Raw genomic sequence first — 22027 nt, forward strand, 5'->3', positions numbered from 1 at the left:
ATCTGCGCATGCGGCTGGCCGATCTGATCGCGGCGACGAGCGGGGGCGTTTGATATGGCCCGTGCTCGCAACATCAAACCCTCCTTCTTCCTGAACGAGGATCTGGCCGAGATCGACCCGCTTGGTCGCCTGCTGTTCATCGGGCTCTGGTGCTTGGCCGACCGCGCCGGACGCCTTGAGGATCGTCCCAAGCGGATCAAGATCGAGCTGCTGCCGTGCGATAACGCAGACGTTGACGCACTGCTCCAGGCCCTACACGACCGCGGGCTGATCCTGCGCTACTCAGCAGATGATCGTCCCCTGATTCAGGTCATCAACTTCGCGCGGCATCAGAGCCCCCACCATCAGGAGCGCCAAAGCCTCCTGCCCGCCCCGGCCTCATTCGAGGCGAACGGCGAGCGAGTCCGAGGCAGGCCCAAGGCAAATTCGGGATTTATCTCGGATAAGTCCGAGGCAAGCCCGGGAGCAATCGCTCTGATTCCTGATTCTCTGATTCCTGATTCCAAAACACCTTCATCATCGGCTGTCGCCGACGGACTGATGGATGGCTTCGCCACCTTCTGGAAGAGCTACCCGAGGAAGGTTGGCAAGCAGGATGCCATGAAGGCGTGGAAGCGGCTCAAGCCTGATGCTGATCTCGTGCAGGCCATCGGTGAAGGCCTCGAACGGGCCAAGGCCTCCGAGCAGTGGCAGCGCGACCGTGGCCAGTTTGTCCCGCACGCTGCGACATGGCTGAATGGCAGACGCTGGGAGGATGAGCCGGACGATGCCGCTGCACAGGCGCAACACGAGCAATGGGAGGGCGTGTGATGCGAACGCTCATCCTCAGCCCAGTCCGCGGCCGTGACCTGGAAGCCGACCTGCGTCAAGCCTTTGATGACACGGCAGTCACCTCGATCTTCGTCCCGCTGGGCCAGAAGTTGTTCGAGGCCGAACGGCAGTGGCGCATCGATGCCGACATGGAGACCGGCGCGGGCACCTGGGCCATTGACGGCTACGACATCAAATTGCTCGAACTCACCGGCGCGGACAAGCGCCTAGCTTTGCGAATGATGGGGGCTCGGCGATGATCATCGGCGCCTCCGACCTTGAGCTGGCCGACTACATGGCCGAGCCCGACTTCTCCGCCTTCGTGCGGACGGCCGATGATCTGCTTGACGACATCAAAAGGGCGTTCAACGGCGAGACCGCGCAGGAGCAGTTCGCCACCCTCGGCTGGCCCAAGGCGCGCGATCTGCTGGCTTTCCGGCCCGGGGAGATCACCCTATGGGCCGGATCGAATGGCAGTCGCAAGTCAATGCTCGCAGGCCAGGTCATACTCGACGTCGCGCAACAGGGCTACAGGTCGCTGACGATCAGCCTGGAGATGTCCGCTCGAGAAACGCTCAAGCGCATGTTCCGGCAGGCCGCGGCCGTCCGGTGGCCCTCCCCTGCAGATTGCGACTTGGCCGCAGCCGTGATGCGGGATCGGGCATGGATCTTCGATCACGTCGGCAGCATGTCAGCCGATCGGTTGTGCGCAGTGCTGCGCTGGTCGCGCAAGACCTTGAACATCGAACATGTGCTGGTCGATTCCATGACGAAGGTTGTCAACGGTGACGACGACTACAACGGCCAGAAGGCGTTCATCAATCAGATGACTGAGGTGGCCAAGGAAACCGGACTGCACCTGCACGTCGTCGTGCACACGCGAAAGCCCTCGGAGTCCGGGCCAGAAAAGGTGCCCAGCAAGTGGGACATCAAGGGATCAAGCAGCGTGACGGACCTAGCCCACAACGTAGTGACGCTCTGGCGCAATCGTCCCAAGGAAGCCGAGGCCGACAAAGCGCGGGCGAAGGGCCTGCAGCCGCCGGAGACAGACGCCCCGGATCAGATTCTCGACGTGCAGAAGCAGCGAAACGGGGAGTTCGAGGGCCGCATCCTGCTGTGGTTCGACCGGGGATCGATGCAGTTCCTACAGCACAGTGCGGAGCGGCCACTTGCCTACGTGCGGCACAAAGCGGCCCACGCCCACCAGCAGAAGCCTCCAAACGCTGGCGAACCCTTTGACGATAGGAACGAAGGGCCTTGATGGGCGCCCGCGGCTTGCCGCCATCCGCCCCTATCGACCTACAGGTCTTTCTCCAACTGCTTACAGCGGACACCACCACCTCCATAAAGGAACGCAAATGAACCCAGCAATCCCCCAGAAGTCCGGCTCACTGGCCAGGCGCCGCATTGACGTGACCATCTCCATCGGGCAAGGCGAGTACGGCGACGACCCCGGCGAGACAGTCTCCCTCACAGGCTACAGAGTGCAAGCGCACATCGAGGGGACTGGAGGCGGTGCACAAGGGAGCCTCACGGCCCGCATCTACGGCCCGACGCTGAGCATCATCAACGCAATGGCCCGCGTCGGGATCGTCACGCCGGGCGCGGTGCAAGGGCGCTCCACCGTTCTGGTGGCCGCAGGTAACGATGGAGAGGCCCTTTCAACGGCGTATCAAGGCGTACTCATGTCCGCCGTGCCCGTCTTCGACGGAACCGACAACTACCTGGATGTGTACGGACTATCAGCCGCCGTTGCGGCGATACGACCTGTAGGGGCATCGTCATTTGTGGGACCGACACAAGTGGCGAGCATCATGGCGGACTTCGCCAAGGAGGGGGGGTTTGCCTTCGAAAATAACGGCGTGCAGGTCGTGCTGGACAATCCTTACTTCCCTGGCACAACGTGGTCGAAGATTCAGGCCTGCGCAAGGGCTGCGGGCATCGCGGCCACGGTAGAAAACGGCGTTCTCGCCATTTGGCCAGAGAACCGCTGGCGTAACAGCCCAAGCCCTCCGGTGATTTCACCAAAAACCGGCATGGTGGGCTATCCGAGCTTTCAGGGGCAGTTCCTGACGCTGCGCTCGCTGTACCTGCCCGATATTCAACTGGGCAAGCAGTTCGAGGTGGCCGACAGCGTTGTGGGCATCGCAAACGGGCCGTGGACTGCATGGGGGTACAGCCACACACTCGAAAGCCAGACGCCAAACGGCGCATGGTTTACGGACATCATCGGCTCGAAAGCGCCGATTTGATCGGCTGGACTGCGGAGACTGCACGCCATGACCGCGCAAACCAAAGCCCTGCAAGTCGTTGAGATGCCAGAGAGAACCCGGCACCCCACCCCGCCGCTTGCCACCAGCGCCGATGTGCGCCGGGAGATGGCAACGCTCTATCGGGAGGCGCGCTCTGGCCGCCTTGATGTTGCCGACGCATCGAAGCTGACCTTCATTCTGGTGCAGATTGCGCAGGTTCTGCGCATCGACGATCTGGAACAGCGCACCGCCGCCCTGGAGCGTGCTCTGCGCCTGCAATCGGAGAAGGCCAAATGACCGTGACCGACAAGATGTATTCCGCGCTCGCGTCACATGCGCGTGTCGTTGCCGTGATTGCCGCGATGGCCCGGCGCGACGATGCGGAGACTACCCGCCTGATGAGGACCGCGCCGCTGGCGACCTACAAGGCGCATGATCTGGAATTTTTGGCGGCTACTCCATTGCGCGGAGAGGATGGCGCTACATGCCGCGCTCCTGATCGAGCCGGAGACGATGCGCTACACCGCCGCGCTGGGCGCGTTGATTCACTTCGCAAGTGCCGAGAACGACGAGTTCACGCCCGACGAAGCGGAAAACCTGCTGCAATCCATCGCCCGCACTGGCGCTGGCATCCGGGCCTACTGGCTGGCCTTCACCACCACCTGCGCGGACATCGGGCTTGACCCGGATGAACTACTGCGAGGCGTAGGCGCGGAACTGTCCGACCATGCCCGCATCCTGACCCGCAAGGAAGTAGAGCCGGACGCGGAACTGCTGGCCAGCGCCACCGACCTGATGCGCCAGCTATCGGGGCGCTGATCGGGCTAGACCGGGTGTCAGTCTGTCTCACTATTTCGCAGCGCTTGCCCCGCTAGCGGCATCATCAGGCGCCAGGTCGAGAAGCGCATCATTGCCCAGCAATACCGGATCGCCATTGATGTTCAACATGACGACTTTGTGCGTCTTCAGGTCGTAGTCGCAGACGACCTCCGAGTGCACCATTGCGCCGAACCCATTCTGTATCTGCACGGCCTTTTCAGCCAGTCGCACTACGCCTGCCTTCACATAGGTATTTCCCGGGACGTAGGAGCCAAACGGAAGCCAAGGCCAGTCTGGGTTTCCGTACTTCACGTTGTCGTCTGTGGCTACCTTGCATGCCACCTGCGCGTCACCGATCTTGTCGTAGTTGTTCACAAGGTCGCCGTTGTCCTTGCAGGTCGCGTAGTCCGTGGCACAGGTCGCGGCGGCCGACTGCGGCGGCGCAGGGCGCGGCGCAGCACTGCGCAGGCTGGATAGCGCATCAACCGTGCTGGCGCTGATGGCTGCGGACGCAGGCATCGACGCACTCGATGCTGCCGTGGTGTTGCCGCCACCGTCGCTGGACGATGCCACCCAGTAGATAAATGCGCTGATGATTGCCAGCAACAGAACCCAGCCCCCAGCGGATGTTTTCCCCTGCGGCTTTGCCGTCGGGTTGCTGACGCCACAGTGTGGACATGTCTTTGCTTCCGTACTGACCTGCGCTCCACATTCCCTGCACGGCTTTAGAGCCATCTCCCCTCCCGCTTGGCTGAGTGTTCGCCACAGCCTACTAAGGAACAGCCTGGCGCATGTAACGGACTGCTTCGACCCCTGTAAATTAGTCGAGTGCACAACTTCTGCCGACGTGCTGCCCGCGCGGTTCTTGGCGGCGTGTTGACACCGCCACCGTGCGGGGCTTTTTCATTCCCGAAAGGCACAGCATGAACCAGATCACCGATTTCCAGGGTTTCGTCACCGCCGAGCGCGGTCAAGTGTTGACCGATTCGCGGCGCGTCGCCAAACGGTTCGGCAAACGGCACGCCGATGTGCTGCGCGCCTACGACCGAATCGAGTGCAGCGATGAATTTAACCGACGCAATTTTGCGTCCGTCGCCTACCTCGATTCCAAAGGCGAAAGCCGACGCGAAGTTCGCATGACAAAGATGCAGGTGCTGGTGTTGGCCTCGACGGATGGGAGGACGGCCTATGAGCGCGAAGCCGAGCAGAAGCGTGACCGTGCAAGACCCGCAAAAGGGCACCACGCGCGCCGAGAAGCTGGGGCTTCTGGCTGTTGACGGTCTGCTACCGCAGTCGCCGATTGCGTCGCGGCCACGTTGGCGATGTTCGCCGAGGTGGCGCGCAGATCATCAGCCAGACGGACGGTCAGTATCTGGTCAGTAACCGGTAACTTTCTGAGCGCCGACTCAGCCGTAACTATTTGATTAGCAACAGTTTTGACGGTCACAATCCGGTCATTGACCTTCTTGATGATCGCTGCCTTCGATACTGGGTAATCCTTGGCGATGCTGTCGTAACTCTCACCGGCCAATCGACGCTCCACGACCTTTTCCCACTGTTCGGGTGTCAGTTTTGAAGGTCGGGCCATGATCGTCTTGGGAATGTGCCCGCGCCTGCGCCATGCGCCCCGCCGAGGAGTGCAGCGGGAGGCGACTTGTCCGCACTGGATCGCATGCTGAGCGCACAAGCACAGACGCTGAATGCGATGTTCTGCGAGCTGAGCCGCCGTGCGGCCCGCAAATACCAGCAAGAATTGCAAGCATTTGGCCCTTTGCCATTTGAAATGCGAAAGGGTCGAGCGCTGCGCCAAGGCGGAGAAAATCACGAAGCCCGCAACCGAACTTTTAGGAAACGAACCCCATGAACGACAGTGGATGGACACCAGAACGCCGTCAGCGGCAGCGCGAGGCAATCCAGCGCTGGAAACCGTGGGAGCAGTCCACCGGGCCGAGGACGCCCGAGGGCAAGGCCAAGGCGGCGAGTAACAGCCTGGTGCACGGCCTGGACACCGCCGAGCAGCGCGCCACGATGCGGCGATTTGCCGAGATGCTGCGCGACCATCGGCTGGCGCTGAAGAAGCTGCGCGGGTAGCAACCGCATAGCGAACGCATGGCACTTGCCATCGACCGACAGGGCCGGAACCCGTCTCTCCAATGGTCGCAGGCTACGACCATTGCTCCGACCCTCTCCCTCATGGCACGCCTTACCCGATTGGAGCGCAAGCTCGGTACCAGGAAGCCGACTGCCTAGCGACTGATCTGGCGCAGGCTTTGTGCTCGATCTCGCGATGGTGCAATTTGAAGTTGCACTTTGACGGCTCACTTTTGAGCCGCCAATGCCTCGTTTGAAACGCGACTTGCGCCTTGACACGAGTGCACGAAAATACACGCTATCGCGTGCTGGGGCACGTCCAAATGAAACCCCCGTCTTGCTCAGATTTGAAATCCGACCATCGCGGGGCGCCGATGTGCTGCAGGTGCGTTGCAGGTGTGTCCAATTTTGAGCACACCCTTTTCAGGCGCCAAATCCCATAGGGCGCTACGTTTCACTCAGATTGAAAATCCGAGTGAAGCGCACTGACCGGCGCGGCGGCGGTCAAGGTGTTCGGGTGGCGACCTCCTGGAAACCGGGTGAATGAGTTCTCCGCACCGGTGCGGACTGCTGAAAGGGTTGGATTTCAAATTGCACCCCATCGGATGGGCTTCGGAGGGGCTTCACGGACCGCAGCCGCCCCGAACAGCGGCAGCCATTCCCGCGCACGCATTACATAGCCATTACATAAACGCCGGGCAACAAAAAGCCCAGCGGGTAAGGCTGGGCTAAGTGCTTGATTCTATTGGGGTGGCTGATGGGACTCGAACCCACGACGACAGGAATCACAATCCTGGACTCTACCAACTGAGCTACAGCCACCGCAGAAAAACGAACATTCTATACGAAATGTCTTGCGCGTTTGAAGTCGTTTGGCCGCGCTGCGTTCAACCCGCCGCAGTGGCGTCGGCCTTGGGCTTGTAGAGAATCTCCACGCCAAAGCGCTTCTTGAGGGCTTCGATGTAGGCGTTCATGATGCCCTGGGTGAGAAGTTGCTGCTCGGCTCCAGCCGCCGCGCTGACCAGCTCCGGAGGGGCTTGGCCCTCGGTCACCTTATCGAGTTGCAAAACGGCGTAGCCGTTTGCCCCAAGGTCCACGCCCGCCAAGGTCGGCAGTGTGGCGGCGCTCAGACTGAAGGCCTTGGCGACGACGGCTGCAGGCGCATCGGGCGAAGGTTGGGCTTGACTCAGCGTGATCGGCGCACCGAATTTCAGGGTTGCGGGCGACTTGAGCGCCTGCTCACCGGCACTGCGTGCAAGCTCTGCGGCGCGCTGTTCCACGAGCATCTGCTTGGCCTGGTTCTGCACCTGCGCGAAGGCAAGGGTTTGAGCCGGGCTGTAGGAAAGCACGCGTCCCGAAGCCCAGACATTGGGTGCGATCTGCACGGCCTGCAGATTGTGTTTGTTGCGCAGACTGTTCTCCGCAAACAGGGCGTCGAGGAAGGCTTTGCTGGACAGCGGATCGGAGCTTCCAGGAGCTTCGGCCAGGGGGGTGCGTGCCACGTTGTTGGCGGTCTGCAACTTCAGCTTGAGTTTGTCTTCGACGGTCTTGTAGCTGTCGGGATGCTCATAGACGGCGTTGGTGAAGGTCTCGACATCGGCCGAGAGTTGCTTTTGCGCAGCTTCCTGCTGCAACTGCTTTTCGATGCCGGGTTTGGCGGCTTCGAGGGACTGTTGGCTACCTGGCTTGATGCCCGTCAGCTCGATGATGTGATAGCCGAACTGGGTCTTGATCGGGCCCACGATGTCACCGGCTTTCTGCATGCCAAAAACGGCGTCGGCAAAGGGCTTGACCATCGCATCGGCGGTGAAATAGCCGAGGTCACCGCCCTTCTCCGCTGAGCCTGGGTCTTGTGAATCCTTGCGGGCCAACGCCGCAAACTCGGACGGATTCGCCTTGACCTGCTTGGCGATGGCTTCGGCCTTGGCCTTGGCGGCATCCTGCTGGGCCGGAGTTGCATCGCTCGGAACGGTGATCAGGATGTGGCTGGCACGACGCTCGGCCGGCGTTGAAAACTTGTTCGGGTTGGCGTCGTAGTAGGCCTTGATCTGCTCGGGCGTCACGTGAGCCTGGCCCGCCAGCGCGTCTGCGCTCAGGACCACGTATTGAATATCCACTTGCGCGGGCTTCTGGAACCGGGCCGTGTTGTCTTTGTAAAAGCCTTCGACCTGCTGCTGGGTGACCTGAACCTGGGCGGCATAGTCGGCGGGCTTGAACAGCGCCAGCCTCACTTCGCGCTGTTGCGCGGCGGCCTTGGCCGCAGCCGTGGCCAAGGCCTGGCTGTCGATCACGGATCCGGTCAATCCGCCGAGCACCTGCTGCAGGATGAGCTGCTCGCGCACTTGCGCTTCGAACTGCGCGGTATTCATGCCTTGCGCCGCGATCAGGCTCCGGTAGGCCTGCACATCGAAGCTGCCGTCGGGCTTGCGCAGCGCCGCAATCTGTGGAATCTGCAGAATCGCCTGCTGGACCTGCGCATCGGTCACGGCGAGGTGCTCGTGGCGCGCTTCGAGTTGAAGCAGGGTCTGACGGATCAGGCCGTTGAGCGTGCGCATTTTCTGCTCGGGCGTGTCGAGCTGCTTGATGTCCACGGCGCTGCCAAGCATGCTTTGCAAACGCGCGATCTCATCGCGATTGGCCGCGTCGAGTTGCTGCATGGTGATGGTCTGGCCACCGACCTTGGCCGCCACATCCGAATTTCCCTCGAAACTGGAGTACCCCTGGATTCCAAACAGCACGAAGGACGGGAAAATCAACACGAACAGCACGATTTGCATCAGCTTGCTGTGTTTGCGTATGGATTCGAGCATGGTGGCGAGGCTTGAAGAGGGGTGCCCTGTGAGACCGACTCACAGAGTCTGCAGTCGTTCATGGCGCCCTGGGGCGGCTGGGAACAACAGGGCCGGGAGAATCTCAGAGGGATCAAAAACAGGTGAAGGATGATCAACCTGTGCAACAACCGATGGTGGGTGCTGAGGGGTTCGAACCCCCGACCTACGCCTTGTAAGGGCGCCGCTCTACCAACTGAGCTAAGCACCCGGTTGTGCTGCTATTGCGGCCTGAGCCAAGCGAGCCGAACGATGGCGCTCGCAGGGGTCTGCCGCGGAAAGCGGTTACTTGATGGCGTCTTTCAGACCCTTGCCCGGGCGGAATTTCGGAATCTTGGCGGCCTTGATCTTGATGGCAGCGCCGGTGCGCGGATTGCGGCCAGTGCGGGCCGCGCGTTTGGTGACCGCAAAAGTGCCGAAGCCGATCAGTGACACGCTGTCGCCCTTTTTCAGGGTGCGGCGCACGGCGTCGACCAGTGCGTCGAGCGCACGGCCAGCCTGGGCCTTGTTGAGATCGGCGTTATTGGCCATGTGTTCAATCAGTTCAGCCTTGTTCACTTGTGTCCCTCTTCAGTCTGGATAACGGCGCAAAGCCGCGCCCTGCGCCAAAAAATCGCGCCCTGCACAGGGCGCGCGATGATCGGTCGATTAGAGCCGGGGCCATTTGCCCGTGTCAATGCGGCATGACAGCGATGGCGTTGTCCACGCGCAAGAGCCTGCATTCTAGCCACGTCCCCAGACTGCACCGGCCACCGAATCCCTCGCTCAGACGCACTCCGCCACCGCCCGCCCGACATCGGCCGTCGTCGCCTGCCCGCCGAGATCGGGGGTGCGGGGTGCGCCGGAGGCGGGGTCGAGCACCGTCTCGATCGCCCGCAGGATGGCATCGTGCGCATCGCGCCGGCCCAGGAAGTCGAGCATCATCGCCGCGCTCCAGATCTGCGCAATGGGATTGGCAATGCCCCGTCCCGCGATGTCGGGCGCCGAGCCATGCACCGGCTCGAACAGCGACGGGAAGCGGCGCTCAGGGTTGAGGTTGGCCGAAGGCGCCAGGCCGATGGTGCCGCAGCAGGCGGGGCCGAGGTCGGAGAGGATGTCGCCAAAAAGATTGCTCGCCACCACGACGTCAAAGGCCTGCGGACGCTGCACGAAATGCGCCGTCAGAATGTCGATGTGAAACTGGTCGCGCGTCACGTCCGGGAACTCGGCTGCGATGGCCTCGACACGCTCGTCCCAATAGGGCATGATGATGGCGATACCGTTGGACTTGGTCGCGGAGGTGAGATGCCTGCGCGGCCGTCGGCGCGCCAGCTCGAAGGCGTATCGCAGCACGCGATCGACTCCGACACGGCTCATCACCGTTTCCTGCATGACGATCTCGCGCTCGGTGTCGGCAAACATGCGCCCGCCGATGCTGGAGTACTCGCCTTCGGTGTTCTCCCGCACGATCAGCATGTCGATTTCACCTGCGGCGTAAGTGCCGCCATCGCGCTTGATCAAGGGCGCACGAACACCCGGCATCAACTTGGCCGGACGCAGGTTGACGTATTGATCGAACGCGCGTCTGAATTGCAGCAGCGAGCCCCACAGCGAGACGTGATCGGGCACGGTTTGCGGCCAGCCGACCGCGCCGAAGAACAGCGCGTCGTGGCCACCGATCTGCTCCTTCCAGTCACTGGGCAGCATCTGGCCGTGACGCTCGTAATACGCGCACGAGGCGAAGTCGAAGTGATCGAACTGGAGCTCGATGCCCAGGCGTCGAGAAACGGCGTCGAGCACGCGCAGCCCCTCGGGAACGACTTCCTGCCCGATACCGTCGCCCGCCATGACGGCGATGCGCAACAGGGGTGAATCAACGGCTTCAGTCATCGCATCTCCTCTCGTCGGATCAGCCGCGAGGCTGCGGCGCCCGGCGCGTCACGGCGATCACCCCGGCGGCCACCAGCGCCATGCCCACCCAGGTCGTCAGACCGAGCGTCTCGTGAAACAAGGCCCATCCCATCAGCGCGGTCACCGGAGGAACCCAATAGATCAGGCTCGTCACTTGCACCGCGGCGCCGCGCTGAATCAGCAGGTAGAGCAAGGCCCCTGCCCCCACCGTCAGCGCCAGCACCGACCAGGCCAGGGCGCCGATGAGCTGGCCACTCCACACCACGGCTTCCGACTCCATCAGCGCGAACGGCAGGCTGAGCAACAGGGCCGCTGCGAGCTGGACGGTCAACGCGCTCCACACCGCTACCGGACGGACATAGCGCTTCTGCCAGAGCGTCCCCGCCGTGATGCTGCCCAGCGCCAAAAGCGACAGCATCAGGTTGTGGGCGCTCAGTTCGCCGCCGTCGAGCTTGTGCAGCACCACCAGCGCCAGTCCACCAAAGCCCAGCATCAGGCCCAGCCATTGACGCGGGTGGATGCGCTGGCCACCGGCTGAAACCAGCACCGCGGTCAACAGCGGCTGAAGCCCGACGATCAAGGCCACGGTGCCCGCGGGAATGCCGTGCTTCACCGCCGCCCAGACGCCGCCGAGATAGCCCGCCTGCATCAGCGCCCCGACCACCGCAAGATGCAGCCATTGCCTGCGCCCGCGGGGCCACTCAATGCGCAGCCAGGCCACCAGAGGCAACAGAACCGCCAGAGAGAAGGCGTAGCGCAGGCTGAGGAATTTCAGGGGAGGCGCATACGGCATGCCATAGCGAGCCACGATGAAGCCCGTGCTCCAGATCAGGACGAACACCCAGGACATCACCCGCTTCAACAAGGGCGCGGGCCCCGCCACCGTGGCACTCACGTCAGTTCCGCACGGCCGTTCCGAAGGAACTGACGCCCCCTCGGGGGGAGCGCGCGCAGCGAGCGAGGGGGCCGTTTCATACCAGCTTCATCCCGGCCAGGGCGATGCGGAAGTAATAGAGCATGGACCAGAGCGTGAGCACAGCCGCTATCCAGATCAGCCATTGACCGATCCACACCGTATTGGTGGCGCCAAACAGCACGCCGTCGAACAGGAGGAAAGGAATGGCCACCATCTGTACCGCCGTCTTCACCTTGCCGATGTAGCTCACCGCCACGCGTCGCGACTGACCGATTTGCGCCATCCACTCACGCAACGCCGAAATGGCGATCTCGCGCCCGATGATGATCAGCGCCACCAGGGCATCGATCCGACCGAGTTGCAGCAGGATGAGCAGGGCCGCGGTGACCATCAGTTTGTCGGCCACCGGGTCGAGAAAGGCGCCGAACGACGAAGTCTGATTCCACTTGCGCGCCAGATAGCCGTCGAGCCAATCGGTGATGGCACTGAGAATGAACAGAACGGTCGCCGTCAGGTTGCGCTCGGGCAGCGTCATCCAGCCGACGGGCAGGAAATACACCCCGACGATGAGGGGAATGGCCGCCACGCGCGCCCAGGTGAGCAGCGTCGGCAGGTTGAGCGCGCGTGTGGACATGGAGCGAGTGGATGGAGATTGCGTCGAGGATCGGCATCAGCCGCGGAACCTGGCAGCCGCCAGCGGGTCCATGTGAAGAACCGGGCGTCGCCATGGTCGGCATGATAGGGTGAATACCTTGAATGATCTTTCCCCCTGCAGGAAACGCTTCGAATGAACGTCAGCTGGCTCGCCTCTCATGTCGATCTCCTCCTCTACATCTACGGCGGCATTGCCATCGCGCTGGTGATCTGGACCTTGTGGCGAGTGCGACGCCGCAGGCGCTCTGCCCGACCAGGCGAGCGGCCATCCTCCCACTCGGACTGACCGACTCGGGCTCCCTGATAGCTCATGCGCCAGGTGCCGTCTTCCAACGGCCCATGGCGCATGAGCGCACTGCGGCCTGGTGGAGCGGCCGGCACCTGCTACTTCGTGGCTTTAAGGCCCGCGAAATACATCGCCACCTGATCGATGTCGGAATTGCTCAGCGGCTTGGCCATCGGCCCCATCACGGGGTTCGGGCGTGTGCCGTCACGAAACTCCCTCAGCGTCTGCACCAGGTAGTCCTTGTTCTGGCCGGCCAGATTGGGATAGGTCGGCAGAATGGCATGGCCATCCACCCCGTGGCAGGCAAAGCACACGCCGAACTTCGCGCTGAACGCCGCCGTCGGCGCGGCCTGAGCCAGGCTCGCAGAAAGCAGCACGCCAGCGGCCGTCAGAAAAACAGATTTCAGAAAAGTCATGATCGAGAGTTCCAGATTCAGATAAGCATCAGACGACGTTGCGCACATAGGCCCACACGCCGATGGCGAAGAACACGGCCAGCCAGGTGAAGTTGATCCAGACCGCGGCATCTCCGATGCGGGACACCATCCGGTCGGCGGTGTAAAGCCCTTTGACCTTGCCCGCCTTCCACAGCAGCGTCGAATAAAACGTGACGAGTCCACCGCCCACGCAGATCAAGGTCGCGAAGAACCAGAACACCGCGCCCCACTCATCGTGCGGTTTGGAATTCAGGTCGTAATGAAACGGCGCCAGATAGGCCACCCGCAGCGCCTCGCGATCGACCGAGATGAGCAGGGCCATGAAGGCATAGAAGGCCATGGCTGAATACGCCTGCAGCGCAGACCCGCCCACCGGTACCTGGCGGGCATACAAGGCCACGCCCACGATCAACACCAGCGTCAGCCAGAAGAGCGGTTGGGTGAACACCTGCATGTAAGACGGCAGCCCGAGCGCCCACAGCAGGCCGGTGATGAGTTGTAGGGCCACACCCCAGTAGGCGGTCTTCACCCCGAGGCGATGCGCCAGATCGAGATAGTCGGCCGGGAAGTCATCACGCGCCCGGAAGTAGCGGGCGTAGCCGAGCAGGAAAACTCCGGTCATGGTGAGTGACATGACGATGAAAAAGGCGAAGCGCGGCAGCTCAAAAGCGTGAATGCCCATGCCGTTCATCACCGGCACGCCGTGCGGCGCATACCACTGCATCCACTTCTGCGGAAACAGGCCCTGATACGACAGGACGTGCATGATGAAGCCGTCGAAAATCAACAGCGACAACGCTCCTGTGGCCCACCACACCGTCGCATCGGGAGCCTCGGCGGCGTGCGAAACGTCGTGATTCTTGAAATAAAACACGAACCACATCGTGTAGCCGATGCCCAGGCTGAAGATGAAAAAGATCACCCAGAAGGCCGATAGCACATTGCTGGTGTACCAGGACGGGTCGTAAATCGTCTGCGTGAACAGCAGCGGCGCCACGCCCAGCACAATGGCCATCGAGACGGCCACTTTGGCCACGCCGGTCATGGCCACCGACAGCCGGGCCCAGGCGGCTTGCTGGCGGCGCATGAAGGCGATGATGGCCAGCAAGCCCGAGCCCAGCGCCAAATTGACGAATGCGATGTGGAACGACCAGGTCAGGACGTTCAGATACTGGAAGATCCATGCCGGCGCCGGCAGGCCCGCAGGGTCCTGCAAGGCGTGCAGCATGGCGGAAACGGAGGCGTTGTCCATGAGTCAGTCCTTTGCTTTTTCGGTAGACACGGCCGCGGCCTGCGCCAGGGCGGTAGGCAGCGGCGCCGGGGCGGCGGCACGAACGATCGGATGGCCTTCGGCATCCACCGTGCCTGCGTTGACGGCCGCCAGAAAGGTGGCGAGCGCCTTCTGTTCATCGGCTGGCAGATCGATCTTCGGCATATAGGGCACCGTGCCGTGAGCCAGCGGCCCGGCGAGAAATCCCTGGATCATGGCCACGTCGGTCGTGCCGTGCAGCAACTGCGGCAGCGGACGCAGAGGACCGTCGCGGTTGATCGAATGACAGTTCGAGCAGGACATCACCGCCAGCAGCCTTCCCGCCGCCATCTGGTTCTGCGGTGTGATCACGCGCAGGTCGGCCGGTACGAACGCGGCCGTCTTGAGCAGACCTTCCTTGGCGATGATGGGCACTTCATCCTGGATGCCCAGGCCCGGCACATCGCGGCCGATGATCTGATTGGAATACATGTATTGCCCGGCGACCCAGGGTTTGCGCAGACTCTCCCGCGTGCGCTCCTCCGGCCAGATGCCCGCGACCAGCAGGATCACGACCATCGCGGCCGCCATGGGCACCCTCACCGCCTGGGGCTTGAGATAGACCCACAGCAGGTAGCCGCCGATCAGCACCGAGGTGATCGCCAGCGGAATGAAGGTGGTCACGCGGAAGTCCACATAGCCGAACCAGTGCGGCAGGCGATCCTTGAGGATGACCAGGGCGTTCGGCGGGAGCGTGGCGACGTACCACATGAACGACAGCGCGCCGCCGACCAGGCCGAACAGGCCCAGTTGGGCCACGGTCTTTCCCACGTCCTGCCTCAGCGCGTTGCCCTTGGGAATGGCGGCGACGATGATGGTGCCGACCACCGCCGCCGACGTCAGCATCAGAAAGGCCCGTTCGGCCAATTGCGCGGCGAAGTTCAGATTGAAGAAGGCGTCGAACACGCTGCCCGTGAGGTACCAGCGATCATTGCCCGGCCACATCATGAATGACAGGATGCCCACGATGAGCACCAGGGTCGCGATGGAACTCACCACGAAGGTCCAGGTGATCTTCAGGTGCGTCTTCGGATCGATCTTGCCGATGGTGTAGACCAGGGCGTACACCCCGATCACTTCCACGGTGAAGAACACCCATTCGGTGGCCCAGGCCCAGACAAAGTTGTGGATCAGCGCGGAAATGCCGCGCGGACTGGCCACGGTGACCGAATACCAGATCCCGGGTCCCGTCACCGATCCCCAGATGTAGGAGAACACCAGCAGGAACATGCCGTACTTCTTGATGTACTGCATGATTTCGGGCTTGTTCTCCCGAACCGCCCGGCTCTCCAGCATGGCGAACAGCACGGCGGCACCGACCGAGGTATTGGACGCCAGCACGTGGATCGTGCCGATGATGCCCATCACCCAGGCCGTGCCGATTTGAGGCACATACCACGTCGGGTACAGGCCGATCAGCTCTGACATACGAACTCCTTCAAGCAATGTGTCAATGAGCGGCTCACGGTCTTCGTGCCGTTGCCCGCCCGATCTTTATCGGTTCATCAGTATTCACTGATATAGATCAGGGAACAAGATGACAAAACGCCGCTGGGAAAACCCTGAATGACAAATCCACCCGATGGGTATCAAGCGTGTTGCCAGCGTCAGCTCGGCCCCGCGACGATCCTGCTCTTGGCGGCAGGCAGCTGAGAGCCTAGGCGCGAAACGGGGCGTCTCCGCAGAGGCTCAAGTCACGGCCTTGATTGATGTCAAAGTGGTCATCGGCAAAGGCTCCGGGCCTCTCTGAATCACCGGGCCTGGGGCCGTTTTCACCGCACAAGCGCGCGAGGGTGCGACGTTTCGCCGCATGAATCGTCCCCCTTGCTGGTAATCAATAGTCAGTCTGATACATATGATTACATTTCTGTTTTCAGCCCATGCATCGTGCCTGGGCCCCAACAGGAGTTCGTCATGCTTGCCTCCCCCATGTTCAGCCTCAAACGCGCCGCCCAGTTCGCCTTGCTGGCGATCAGCTTCGCGGGCCCGGTGTCGTTCGCGTCCGCCGAAGGGCCGTCCTACAACCTGGGCGAGCCTGTCATCGCGCTCGTTCCCGTCATCAAGCAACACGAAAAATCGCTCAAACTCGATGCTGCGCAACAAGAACAGTTCGCCGAATGGCTCAAGACCGCCCCGGCCAAGCGCAAGGCCGCAGAAGACAAGCTCGCCCAGACCCGGCTGCAGCTGCGCGAGGACTTGTTGAACGGTATGGGCGACACGCCGGAGCGCCAGAGCCTGATCGAGGACATCGGCAAGCAAGAGGCCGCGCTGGTCGCCATGCGCGCGGGATGCGTGGACAAGATGCGCACCCTGCTGAATGCCGAGCAGTTCAAGGAAGTGATCGCGCTTTACAAGGCCTCACTGCACAACAGGCAAGGCGCGGTGAAATAAGGCAAATAGGGCCAACGAGGCAGACAAGGCCAACGCCTCAATGCAAGGCCTTGTAGAGCGCGTGGGCGAGTTCGCGGGAGATGCCTTCCACGGTCATCAGATCGTCCTCGCTCGCGGTCTCCACCCCACGAATGCCGCCGAACCGAGCCAGCAGCCTGGCGCGTCGCTTGGGGCCGATGCCGGGAATGTCTTCCAGCCGCGATCCCCCCGTGCGCACCTTGGCGCGCGCCGCGCGCATGCCGGTGATGGCAAAACGATGCGCTTCGTCACGGATCTGAGCCACCAGCATGAGCGCGGCGCTGTCGGCGGGCAGGGTGAGCTTGGCGCGACCGTCGGCGAACACCAGTTCCTCCAGGCCGACTTTGCGCCCTTCCCCCTTCTCCACGCCGACGATCACACCGAGATCCAGGCCCAGTTCGGTGAACACCTCGCGCGCCATCGCCACTTGTCCACGCCCGCCATCGACGAGCACCAGATCGGGAAGCCGCGCTTCGCTGCGGCCTTCGGCCTCGGGGCCCTGCTCGGCGTCCACGGCCAGGGCTTCGGCGACCCGCTTGTAGCGACGAGTGAGCACCTGGCGCATGGCCGCATAGTCGTCACCGGGTGTGATGTCGTTGATGCGAAACCGCCGGTACTGTGCCGGCTGCATGGCATGTTCGGCGTACACCACGCACGAGGCCTGGGTGGCCTCGCCCGCCGTATGGCTGATGTCGAAACACTCGACCCGCAATCCTTCGGCCTGCACGGCATCCAGCCCCAGGACCTGGGCCAGCGCCATGCTCCGCTCACGCTGTGAGCCTTCTTCGGAAAGCAGGCGCGCCAGAGCGATCTGCGCGCCCTTCTGGGCCATGTCCAGCCAATCGCGACGCTGGCCGCGCGGCTGGGTGATTTGCTGCAGCCGATGGCCGCCATGCTCGCTCAGCGCATCGAGCAGTTCAGCCTCCATCGCCTGATCGCACACCAGAACCGGCGGCGGCGTCATCTGCAGGTAATGCTGGGCGACGAAGGCCTGCAGCACGCTCTGCGCCGCACTGCGGCCCGCATCGGCTGCCGGCGCGTCGTCATCTGCTGCCAGGTCTTCCAGTTCCAGCGCGGCCTGAACCTGGCTGGGGAAATAGGCGCGATCGCCCAGATGCCGACCGCCCCGCACCATGGCCAGGTTGACGCAGGCCCGGCCGCCCTTGAGGGCCACGGCCAGAATGTCCACGTCTTCGGCGCTACCCACCTCCATGCTCTGCTGCTGCAGCACCCCCGAGAGCGCGGCGATCTGGTCGCGCAGCACCGCGGCCTCCTCGAAGCGCCAGGCGTCGGAGAGCGATTGCATTCTGAGCTGCAGATCGCCCATCACCACACCATGATCGCCACGAAGAAAGCGCACCGCATGCTGCACGTCGCGCGCATAGTCCTCGGGGCTGATCTTGCCGACGCAGGGCGCCGTGCAGCGGTGGATCTGATGCAGCAGACAGGGCCTGCTGCGGTTGCCGAACACCGTGTCCTCACAGGTGCGCAACTGAAACACCTTCTGCAAGACCGCAATGCTTTCCTTGACCGACCAGGCATTGGGATAAGGCCCGAAATACTGCTGCCTGCGGTCGGTCGCGCCGCGGTAATACGCCACGCGCGGGAACGCGTGCGCCGTCGTGATCTGCAGGTACGGGTAGGACTTGTCGTCCCGGAACAGAATGTTGTAGCGCGGGTGCTGCGTCTTGATCAGGTTGTTCTCGAGCAGCAAGGCCTCGGCTTCGGTGCGGGTGACCGTCGTGTCCAGCCGTGCGATGCGCGACACCATCAGTCCGATGCGCGTGCCACCGTGATCCTTCTGGAAATAGCTCGACACCCGCCGCCGGAGGTCGCGCGCCTTGCCCACATACAGCAAGGCGCCGTCCGCCGAAAAATAGCGATAGACCCCGGGCAGATGTGGCAGCGCCGCGACCTGCGCTAGCAGCGCCGTGCTGTGCTCCGGAACGGAAGGATCGGATGCCATGATGCTCAACTCAAAAGATGCACGGCCCGCTCGAACACCGCGCGGAACATCGGGGCCGTCAGGCGGCCGGTGTTCTGGTTGTATCGGCTGCAGTGATAACTGTCGATCACGGTGTAGCCTTCGATGCGATGCTCGGCGGCATGGGCGAAGCGCGCCGACGACGCCCTGCGCCCCAGCGCCATGAGCACGGCGTCATGCGCCACCTTGCCCAGTGCCACGATCACACGCAGATTCGGCATGGCCGCGATCTCCGCCGCCATGAAACGATTGCAGGTCCGGATTTCCGTCGGCAGCGGCTTGTTGCCTGGCGGCAGACACTTCACGGCATTGCTGACCCGGCACCCTTGGAGCTGCAACCCGTCCGCCGCGCGCAAGGTCGAAGGGTGGTCGCCGATGCGTACCGGCTCGGGTCTCGTCGCCAGGCCAAGCTCGGTGAGTGTGCCGTACAGCAGCGGCCCGGCACCATCGCCGGTGAACGGGCGCCCGGAAGCATTGGCGCCCTTCAGACCGGGCGCCAGACCCGCGATCAGCAGCGGCGCGTCGAGCGGGCCGAACGGCGCCACCGGCTGGCAGGCAAAATCGGGATGCTCCCGTTTCACTTGGTGTAAAAAGGCCGCAAGTCGTGGGCACAGACGACAATGCGGATCATAAAAAGACAGAGATCTCGAAATCGGTGCGTTGTCACCCTGCATATTCATGAAAGTCCAACATCGGTGGGATTTGTTTTGCCATGTCGTCGACAACCTCGGCGATATTGGCGTGACCTGGCGGCTGGCCCGGCAACTCGTCGCCGAACATCGGCAACAGGTGCGATTATTCCTGGACGACTTCAAGGCGTTTTCACACATCGCCCCACAGGTTCATCTGCGCACGCCTGAGCAGACCATCGCCGGGGTGCAGATTGTGCCTTGGGTACGCCAGACCCAGGCCACGCCGGGCGATGTTGTCATCGAAATGTTCGGCTGTCAGCTCAGCGAGGCCTACATCGCCCAGATCGGCAAAGCCTCCCCGCAGCCGATCTGGCTGAACCTCGAACATCTCAGCGCTGAGAAATGGGTCGATCTGCATCACCTCAAGCCCTCGCCGCAAAGCGGGGGCATCATGAAGTATTTCTACTATCCCGGCTTCACCGGCAAGACCGGCGGCCTGCTGCGGGAGTCCAGCCTGATCGCCCAGCGCGACAACTGGCAGATGCAGCCCTCGGCCAGGCGCATCGCCCTGCGCGCGCTCGGCCTGCCTCCGCCCCCCGATCACGCCCTGACCGTGCTGCTCTTCAGCTATGCCCGCCAGCGGCTCGATGGCTGGCTGAACACCATGGCCGCCTCGGAGCGACCGGTGGCGCTCTGGGTCTGCCCCGGCCCGGTGATGAAGACGATCAACACCTGGCTGGACATGGCTTTGCAGACGGGGCAGATCACCTCGCGCGGCAGTTTGACCATCTACGCCCTGCCCTACATCCCGCAGCAGCGATTCGATGAATTGCTCTGGGCCGCCGACGTCTGCATCGTGCGGGGCGAGGACTCTTTCGTGCGTGCGCAATGGGCCGCGAAGCCGTTCGTCTGGCATATCTACCCGCAGGAGGACAGTGCCCACGACCGCAAGCTCGATGCCTTCCTCGACCGCTACCTGGTCGAGGCCGACAGCGACCTTCGCGACACCGTGGTGCATTTCTGGACCGCCTGGAACCGGGGCCTCGATCTGGCGCCCGCCTGGCTCGAATTCGTAGGCAGCCTGCCCCTGCTGCAGCGCCACGCCCTGAAGTGGTCGCGCGGCCTGCAAACCCAGACCGACCTGGCCAGCCAGCTCATCGATGAAGTCCAGCAACTTGGCAGCAATCGGCCGAGTCTGGCGCCCGCCCGGTAGAATGGACGTTTATTTGGAACCCCACAGACTGTTCAATGAAGATCGCACAAGAAATCCGCGCCGGTAATGTCATCATGGTTGGCGACAACCCGATGGTGGTGCAAAAAACCGAATACAGCCGGGGCGGCCGCAATGCCGCCACGGTGAAAATGAAGCTCAAGAACCTGCTCACCAGCGGCGGCACCGAAGTGGTCTACAAGGCCGACGACAAGCTCGACCCGGTCACGCTGGAGCGCAAGGAGTGCACCTACTCCTACTTTGCCGACCCCATGTATGTCTTCATGGACGCCGACTACAACCAGTACGAAGTCGAAAAAGACAATATGGGCGACAGCCTGAACTACCTGGAAGACGGCATGGCCGTCGAGGTGGTGTTCTACGACGGCAAGGCCATCTCCATCGAAATGCCCACCACCGTGGTGCGCGAGATCATCTACACCGAACCCGCCATCAAGGGCGACACCTCGGGCAAGGTGCTCAAGCCCGCCAAGCTGGCCACCGGCTTCGAAGTGCCCGTGCCCATCTTCGTGGCCACTGGCGACAAGATCGAGATCGACACCCGAACGGGCGAATACCGCAGCCGCGTCTGAAACCAGACAACCGCGTCGATCTAGTCGCACCGACCAAGCCGCCCGAGGGCGGCTTTGTTGTTCCTGCCTCGCCTTACGACGAGAACCGCTCGCACCACCCCTTGGGGAAGATGGTTCCCGCGACCAGACGGCAAGCCCCGCTGTCCGTGGCCGATTGACCCGGGATGAAGTAGGCGCAATCACTGCAATGCTGGCCGCCGTGCGGGCCGTCCTGATAGTGCACGGCCGTCTTGCTCAGCATGCCGTCGTCGGCCTGTGCCGGCACGAGAGCGGCGGTGCCAACCACGGCGAGCAGCAGGCCGCCACGGCGCAACAGACCACGCCGCTGAGGGTTGGAAAGTGCCAGGGGCGATTTCGAGTTGTCCATGAGAAGTCTCCTTGGGGGGGCGATACCGGCACGGAGTCCCGAGGGGCTCCGTGCCTCAGAGCCGTCGTCGTAGGCCTTACTTGTGCACGACGTCGGGTTCCATCGGCGCCAGAATCGCCAGCAACTGGTTCTGCAGGCCCAGGGGCACGTTGTTGCTGTCCATCGACTTCTGCAGGTCTTCCACCAGGGCGTTGAAATCCGCCGTGTTCAGATTCATGCCCTTGTGCGCCTGCTGCATGCTCAGCCCGGTGTACTTGCAGGGTCCGCCCGTGCCTTCGCACACCTGGTTGACCAGCTCCATTTGCAGATGCGGAATATTGGTCTTGGCAAAGAAGTGATTGATGCGGTTGTCAGCGGCCACGTTGGCGATCATGTCGTGCACGACCTTGGTAATGGCCGGTTTGCCGCCCAGCTGCTCATACAAGGTCTGACCCGAGGCCATCTGGGCATGAGCCAGCGCCGGAAACGCCAGCGCGCAGGCCAGTGCGGCGCCGCCCAGATGGCGCGCCAGCGGAAGGGATTGCAGTTTCATCGAAAGTT

The 22027-nt window shown here is 62.8% G+C and carries 25 protein-coding genes and 2 tRNA genes; 12 read left to right on the forward strand and 15 right to left on the reverse strand.

The annotated features are described in order from the left end of the window. Positions 1-54 precede the first annotated feature (54 nt). From BVH73_RS00860 to BVH73_RS00885, 6 genes are all read left to right on the forward strand, one after another. Positions 55-810 carry a hypothetical protein gene (locus BVH73_RS00860; RefSeq protein WP_079415262.1) on the forward strand — a complete coding sequence of 252 codons (756 nt, stop codon included), beginning with the start codon at positions 55-57 and terminating at the stop codon, positions 808-810. Continuing rightward, on the forward strand, positions 810-1070 hold the full coding sequence (locus BVH73_RS00865) for a hypothetical protein (protein WP_079415264.1): 261 nt from the start codon (positions 810-812) through the stop codon (positions 1068-1070). Before BVH73_RS00860 ends, BVH73_RS00865 begins: the two co-directional genes overlap by 1 nt. Next, positions 1067-2071, forward strand: coding sequence for a DnaB-like helicase C-terminal domain-containing protein (locus tag BVH73_RS00870; protein ID WP_079415266.1), 1005 nt, complete (start codon positions 1067-1069; stop codon positions 2069-2071). Before BVH73_RS00865 ends, BVH73_RS00870 begins: the two co-directional genes overlap by 4 nt. A 97-nt stretch (positions 2072-2168) precedes the next feature. Beyond that, entirely contained in the window at positions 2169-3062 is an 894-nt protein-coding gene (locus tag BVH73_RS00875) for a baseplate hub protein (RefSeq protein WP_079415268.1), read from the forward strand. A gap of 27 nt (positions 3063-3089) precedes the next feature. Next, positions 3090-3359, forward strand: a complete 270-nt coding sequence (locus tag BVH73_RS00880) for a hypothetical protein (RefSeq protein ID WP_245800374.1) — start codon at positions 3090-3092, stop codon at positions 3357-3359. Between the two features lie 177 nt (positions 3360-3536). Continuing rightward, positions 3537-3881, forward strand: a complete 345-nt coding sequence (locus tag BVH73_RS00885) for a hypothetical protein (RefSeq protein WP_079415270.1) — start codon at positions 3537-3539, stop codon at positions 3879-3881. A gap of 30 nt (positions 3882-3911) precedes the next feature. Here the strand turns inward: BVH73_RS00885 and BVH73_RS15620 are convergent, their stop codons facing one another. After that, positions 3912-4487, reverse strand: coding sequence for a hypothetical protein (locus BVH73_RS15620; RefSeq protein WP_154048380.1), 576 nt, complete (start codon positions 4485-4487; stop codon positions 3912-3914). 317 nt (positions 4488-4804) lie between these two features. Between BVH73_RS15620 and BVH73_RS00895 the strand changes: the two genes are divergently transcribed. From BVH73_RS00895 to BVH73_RS00900, 3 genes are all read left to right on the forward strand, one after another. Then, the gene (locus BVH73_RS00895; protein WP_154048381.1) at positions 4805-5158 is read left to right on the forward strand and encodes a Rha family transcriptional regulator; all 354 of its coding nucleotides are present in this window, start codon (positions 4805-4807) and stop codon (positions 5156-5158) included. A 377-nt stretch (positions 5159-5535) separates the two neighbouring features. Beyond that, positions 5536-5745, forward strand: a complete 210-nt coding sequence (locus BVH73_RS15625; protein ID WP_154048382.1) for a hypothetical protein — start codon at positions 5536-5538, stop codon at positions 5743-5745. Continuing rightward, positions 5742-5972: a hypothetical protein gene (locus tag BVH73_RS00900; RefSeq protein WP_079415274.1), complete on the forward strand. Its 231-nt coding sequence runs from the start codon at positions 5742-5744 to the stop codon at positions 5970-5972. Before BVH73_RS15625 ends, BVH73_RS00900 begins: the two co-directional genes overlap by 4 nt. A gap of 746 nt (positions 5973-6718) precedes the next feature. On the opposite strand, the gene BVH73_RS00905 is transcribed toward BVH73_RS00900, so the two are convergent. The 10 genes from BVH73_RS00905 to BVH73_RS00950 all read right to left on the reverse strand — a co-directional run bounded on the left by BVH73_RS00905 (position 6719) and on the right by BVH73_RS00950 (position 15720). Continuing rightward, positions 6719-6794 (reverse strand) — tRNA-His (locus BVH73_RS00905). A gap of 65 nt (positions 6795-6859) precedes the next feature. Then, complete coding sequence (locus tag BVH73_RS00910) at positions 6860-8782, reverse strand: SurA N-terminal domain-containing protein (RefSeq protein ID WP_079415276.1); 1923 nt, start codon at positions 8780-8782, stop codon at positions 6860-6862. A gap of 153 nt (positions 8783-8935) precedes the next feature. Then, positions 8936-9011: transfer RNA gene (locus tag BVH73_RS00915), tRNA-Val, on the reverse strand. A 74-nt stretch (positions 9012-9085) separates the two neighbouring features. Next, positions 9086-9358 (reverse strand): HU family DNA-binding protein, encoded by a 273-nt coding sequence (locus BVH73_RS00920; RefSeq protein ID WP_079415278.1) that lies wholly within the window; start codon positions 9356-9358, stop codon positions 9086-9088. A gap of 207 nt (positions 9359-9565) precedes the next feature. Then, a complete protein-coding gene (locus tag BVH73_RS00925; protein WP_079415280.1) occupies positions 9566-10669 on the reverse strand; it encodes a tartrate dehydrogenase in 1104 nt (367 codons plus the stop codon). A 19-nt stretch (positions 10670-10688) separates the two neighbouring features. Next, positions 10689-11540 (reverse strand): DMT family transporter, encoded by an 852-nt coding sequence (locus BVH73_RS00930; protein ID WP_154048512.1) that lies wholly within the window; start codon positions 11538-11540, stop codon positions 10689-10691. A 121-nt stretch (positions 11541-11661) separates the two neighbouring features. Continuing rightward, positions 11662-12240 (reverse strand): CDP-diacylglycerol--glycerol-3-phosphate 3-phosphatidyltransferase, encoded by a 579-nt coding sequence (gene pgsA, locus BVH73_RS00935; protein ID WP_079415284.1) that lies wholly within the window; start codon positions 12238-12240, stop codon positions 11662-11664. A 404-nt stretch (positions 12241-12644) separates the two neighbouring features. Beyond that, positions 12645-12962 carry a c-type cytochrome gene (locus BVH73_RS00940; RefSeq protein WP_079415286.1) on the reverse strand — a complete coding sequence of 106 codons (318 nt, stop codon included), beginning with the start codon at positions 12960-12962 and terminating at the stop codon, positions 12645-12647. Positions 12963-12990: 28 nt separating this feature from the next. Continuing rightward, the gene (locus BVH73_RS00945) at positions 12991-14235 is read right to left on the reverse strand and encodes a hypothetical protein (RefSeq protein ID WP_079415288.1); all 1245 of its coding nucleotides are present in this window, start codon (positions 14233-14235) and stop codon (positions 12991-12993) included. A 3-nt stretch (positions 14236-14238) separates the two neighbouring features. After that, a complete protein-coding gene (locus BVH73_RS00950; RefSeq protein ID WP_079415290.1) occupies positions 14239-15720 on the reverse strand; it encodes a cytochrome ubiquinol oxidase subunit I in 1482 nt (493 codons plus the stop codon). Between the two features lie 486 nt (positions 15721-16206). On the opposite strand from BVH73_RS00950, the gene BVH73_RS00955 reads away from it, so the two are divergent. Further along, positions 16207-16683 carry a hypothetical protein gene (locus BVH73_RS00955; RefSeq protein ID WP_079415292.1) on the forward strand — a complete coding sequence of 159 codons (477 nt, stop codon included), beginning with the start codon at positions 16207-16209 and terminating at the stop codon, positions 16681-16683. A gap of 37 nt (positions 16684-16720) precedes the next feature. Here BVH73_RS00955 and uvrC read toward each other — a convergent pair whose 3' ends face one another. Together uvrC and BVH73_RS00965 are read right to left on the reverse strand one after the other, a co-directional pair. Beyond that, positions 16721-18667 (reverse strand): excinuclease ABC subunit UvrC, encoded by a 1947-nt coding sequence (gene uvrC, locus BVH73_RS00960; protein ID WP_079415294.1) that lies wholly within the window; start codon positions 18665-18667, stop codon positions 16721-16723. A gap of 5 nt (positions 18668-18672) precedes the next feature. Further along, positions 18673-19266 (reverse strand): uracil-DNA glycosylase, encoded by a 594-nt coding sequence (locus tag BVH73_RS00965; RefSeq protein WP_245800375.1) that lies wholly within the window; start codon positions 19264-19266, stop codon positions 18673-18675. A gap of 97 nt (positions 19267-19363) precedes the next feature. Between BVH73_RS00965 and earP the strand changes: the two genes are divergently transcribed. Both earP and efp read left to right on the forward strand, forming a co-directional pair. Next, entirely contained in the window at positions 19364-20530 is a 1167-nt protein-coding gene (gene earP, locus BVH73_RS00970; RefSeq protein ID WP_079415296.1) for an elongation factor P maturation arginine rhamnosyltransferase EarP, read from the forward strand. Between the two features lie 35 nt (positions 20531-20565). Further along, a complete protein-coding gene (gene efp, locus BVH73_RS00975; RefSeq protein ID WP_079415298.1) occupies positions 20566-21120 on the forward strand; it encodes an elongation factor P in 555 nt (184 codons plus the stop codon). Between the two features lie 73 nt (positions 21121-21193). Here the strand turns inward: efp and BVH73_RS00980 are convergent, their stop codons facing one another. Together BVH73_RS00980 and BVH73_RS00985 are read right to left on the reverse strand one after the other, a co-directional pair. After that, entirely contained in the window at positions 21194-21487 is a 294-nt protein-coding gene (locus BVH73_RS00980) for a high-potential iron-sulfur protein (RefSeq protein WP_079415300.1), read from the reverse strand. Positions 21488-21563: 76 nt separating this feature from the next. Then, the gene (locus BVH73_RS00985; protein WP_079415302.1) at positions 21564-22019 is read right to left on the reverse strand and encodes a group I truncated hemoglobin; all 456 of its coding nucleotides are present in this window, start codon (positions 22017-22019) and stop codon (positions 21564-21566) included. Positions 22020-22027 lie beyond the last annotated feature (8 nt).

Source organism: Thiomonas intermedia (genome assembly GCF_002028405.1).
GTDB classification, from domain to species: domain Bacteria; phylum Pseudomonadota; class Gammaproteobacteria; order Burkholderiales; family Burkholderiaceae_C; genus Thiomonas; species Thiomonas intermedia.

What these genes read in the sequence shown, in the direction of transcription:
- BVH73_RS00950 (WP_079415290.1), bottom strand. Translation starts at nt 15,720, where the DNA reads ATGTCAGAGCTGATCGGCCTGTACCCGACGTGGTATGTGCCTCAAATC.
- BVH73_RS00985 (WP_079415302.1), bottom strand. Translation starts at nt 22,019, where the DNA reads ATGAAACTGCAATCCCTTCCGCTGGCGCGCCATCTGGGCGGCGCCGCA.
- BVH73_RS00860 (WP_079415262.1), top strand. Translation starts at nt 55, where the DNA reads ATGGCCCGTGCTCGCAACATCAAACCCTCCTTCTTCCTGAACGAGGAT.
- BVH73_RS00930 (WP_154048512.1), bottom strand. Translation starts at nt 11,540, where the DNA reads ATGTCCTGGGTGTTCGTCCTGATCTGGAGCACGGGCTTCATCGTGGCT.
- efp (WP_079415298.1), top strand. Translation starts at nt 20,566, where the DNA reads ATGAAGATCGCACAAGAAATCCGCGCCGGTAATGTCATCATGGTTGGC.
- BVH73_RS00900 (WP_079415274.1), top strand. Translation starts at nt 5,742, where the DNA reads ATGAACGACAGTGGATGGACACCAGAACGCCGTCAGCGGCAGCGCGAG.
- BVH73_RS00955 (WP_079415292.1), top strand. Translation starts at nt 16,207, where the DNA reads ATGCTTGCCTCCCCCATGTTCAGCCTCAAACGCGCCGCCCAGTTCGCC.
- BVH73_RS00980 (WP_079415300.1), bottom strand. Translation starts at nt 21,487, where the DNA reads ATGGACAACTCGAAATCGCCCCTGGCACTTTCCAACCCTCAGCGGCGT.
- BVH73_RS00925 (WP_079415280.1), bottom strand. Translation starts at nt 10,669, where the DNA reads ATGACTGAAGCCGTTGATTCACCCCTGTTGCGCATCGCCGTCATGGCG.
- BVH73_RS00895 (WP_154048381.1), top strand. Translation starts at nt 4,805, where the DNA reads ATGAACCAGATCACCGATTTCCAGGGTTTCGTCACCGCCGAGCGCGGT.
- uvrC (WP_079415294.1), bottom strand. Translation starts at nt 18,667, where the DNA reads ATGGCATCCGATCCTTCCGTTCCGGAGCACAGCACGGCGCTGCTAGCG.
- BVH73_RS00880 (WP_245800374.1), top strand. Translation starts at nt 3,090, where the DNA reads ATGACCGCGCAAACCAAAGCCCTGCAAGTCGTTGAGATGCCAGAGAGA.
- pgsA (WP_079415284.1), bottom strand. Translation starts at nt 12,240, where the DNA reads ATGTCCACACGCGCGCTCAACCTGCCGACGCTGCTCACCTGGGCGCGC.
- BVH73_RS00870 (WP_079415266.1), top strand. Translation starts at nt 1,067, where the DNA reads ATGATCATCGGCGCCTCCGACCTTGAGCTGGCCGACTACATGGCCGAG.
- BVH73_RS00865 (WP_079415264.1), top strand. Translation starts at nt 810, where the DNA reads ATGCGAACGCTCATCCTCAGCCCAGTCCGCGGCCGTGACCTGGAAGCC.
- earP (WP_079415296.1), top strand. Translation starts at nt 19,364, where the DNA reads ATGAAAGTCCAACATCGGTGGGATTTGTTTTGCCATGTCGTCGACAAC.
- BVH73_RS00885 (WP_079415270.1), top strand. Translation starts at nt 3,537, where the DNA reads ATGGCGCTACATGCCGCGCTCCTGATCGAGCCGGAGACGATGCGCTAC.
- BVH73_RS00940 (WP_079415286.1), bottom strand. Translation starts at nt 12,962, where the DNA reads ATGACTTTTCTGAAATCTGTTTTTCTGACGGCCGCTGGCGTGCTGCTT.
- BVH73_RS00875 (WP_079415268.1), top strand. Translation starts at nt 2,169, where the DNA reads ATGAACCCAGCAATCCCCCAGAAGTCCGGCTCACTGGCCAGGCGCCGC.
- BVH73_RS00910 (WP_079415276.1), bottom strand. Translation starts at nt 8,782, where the DNA reads ATGCTCGAATCCATACGCAAACACAGCAAGCTGATGCAAATCGTGCTG.
- BVH73_RS00945 (WP_079415288.1), bottom strand. Translation starts at nt 14,235, where the DNA reads ATGGACAACGCCTCCGTTTCCGCCATGCTGCACGCCTTGCAGGACCCT.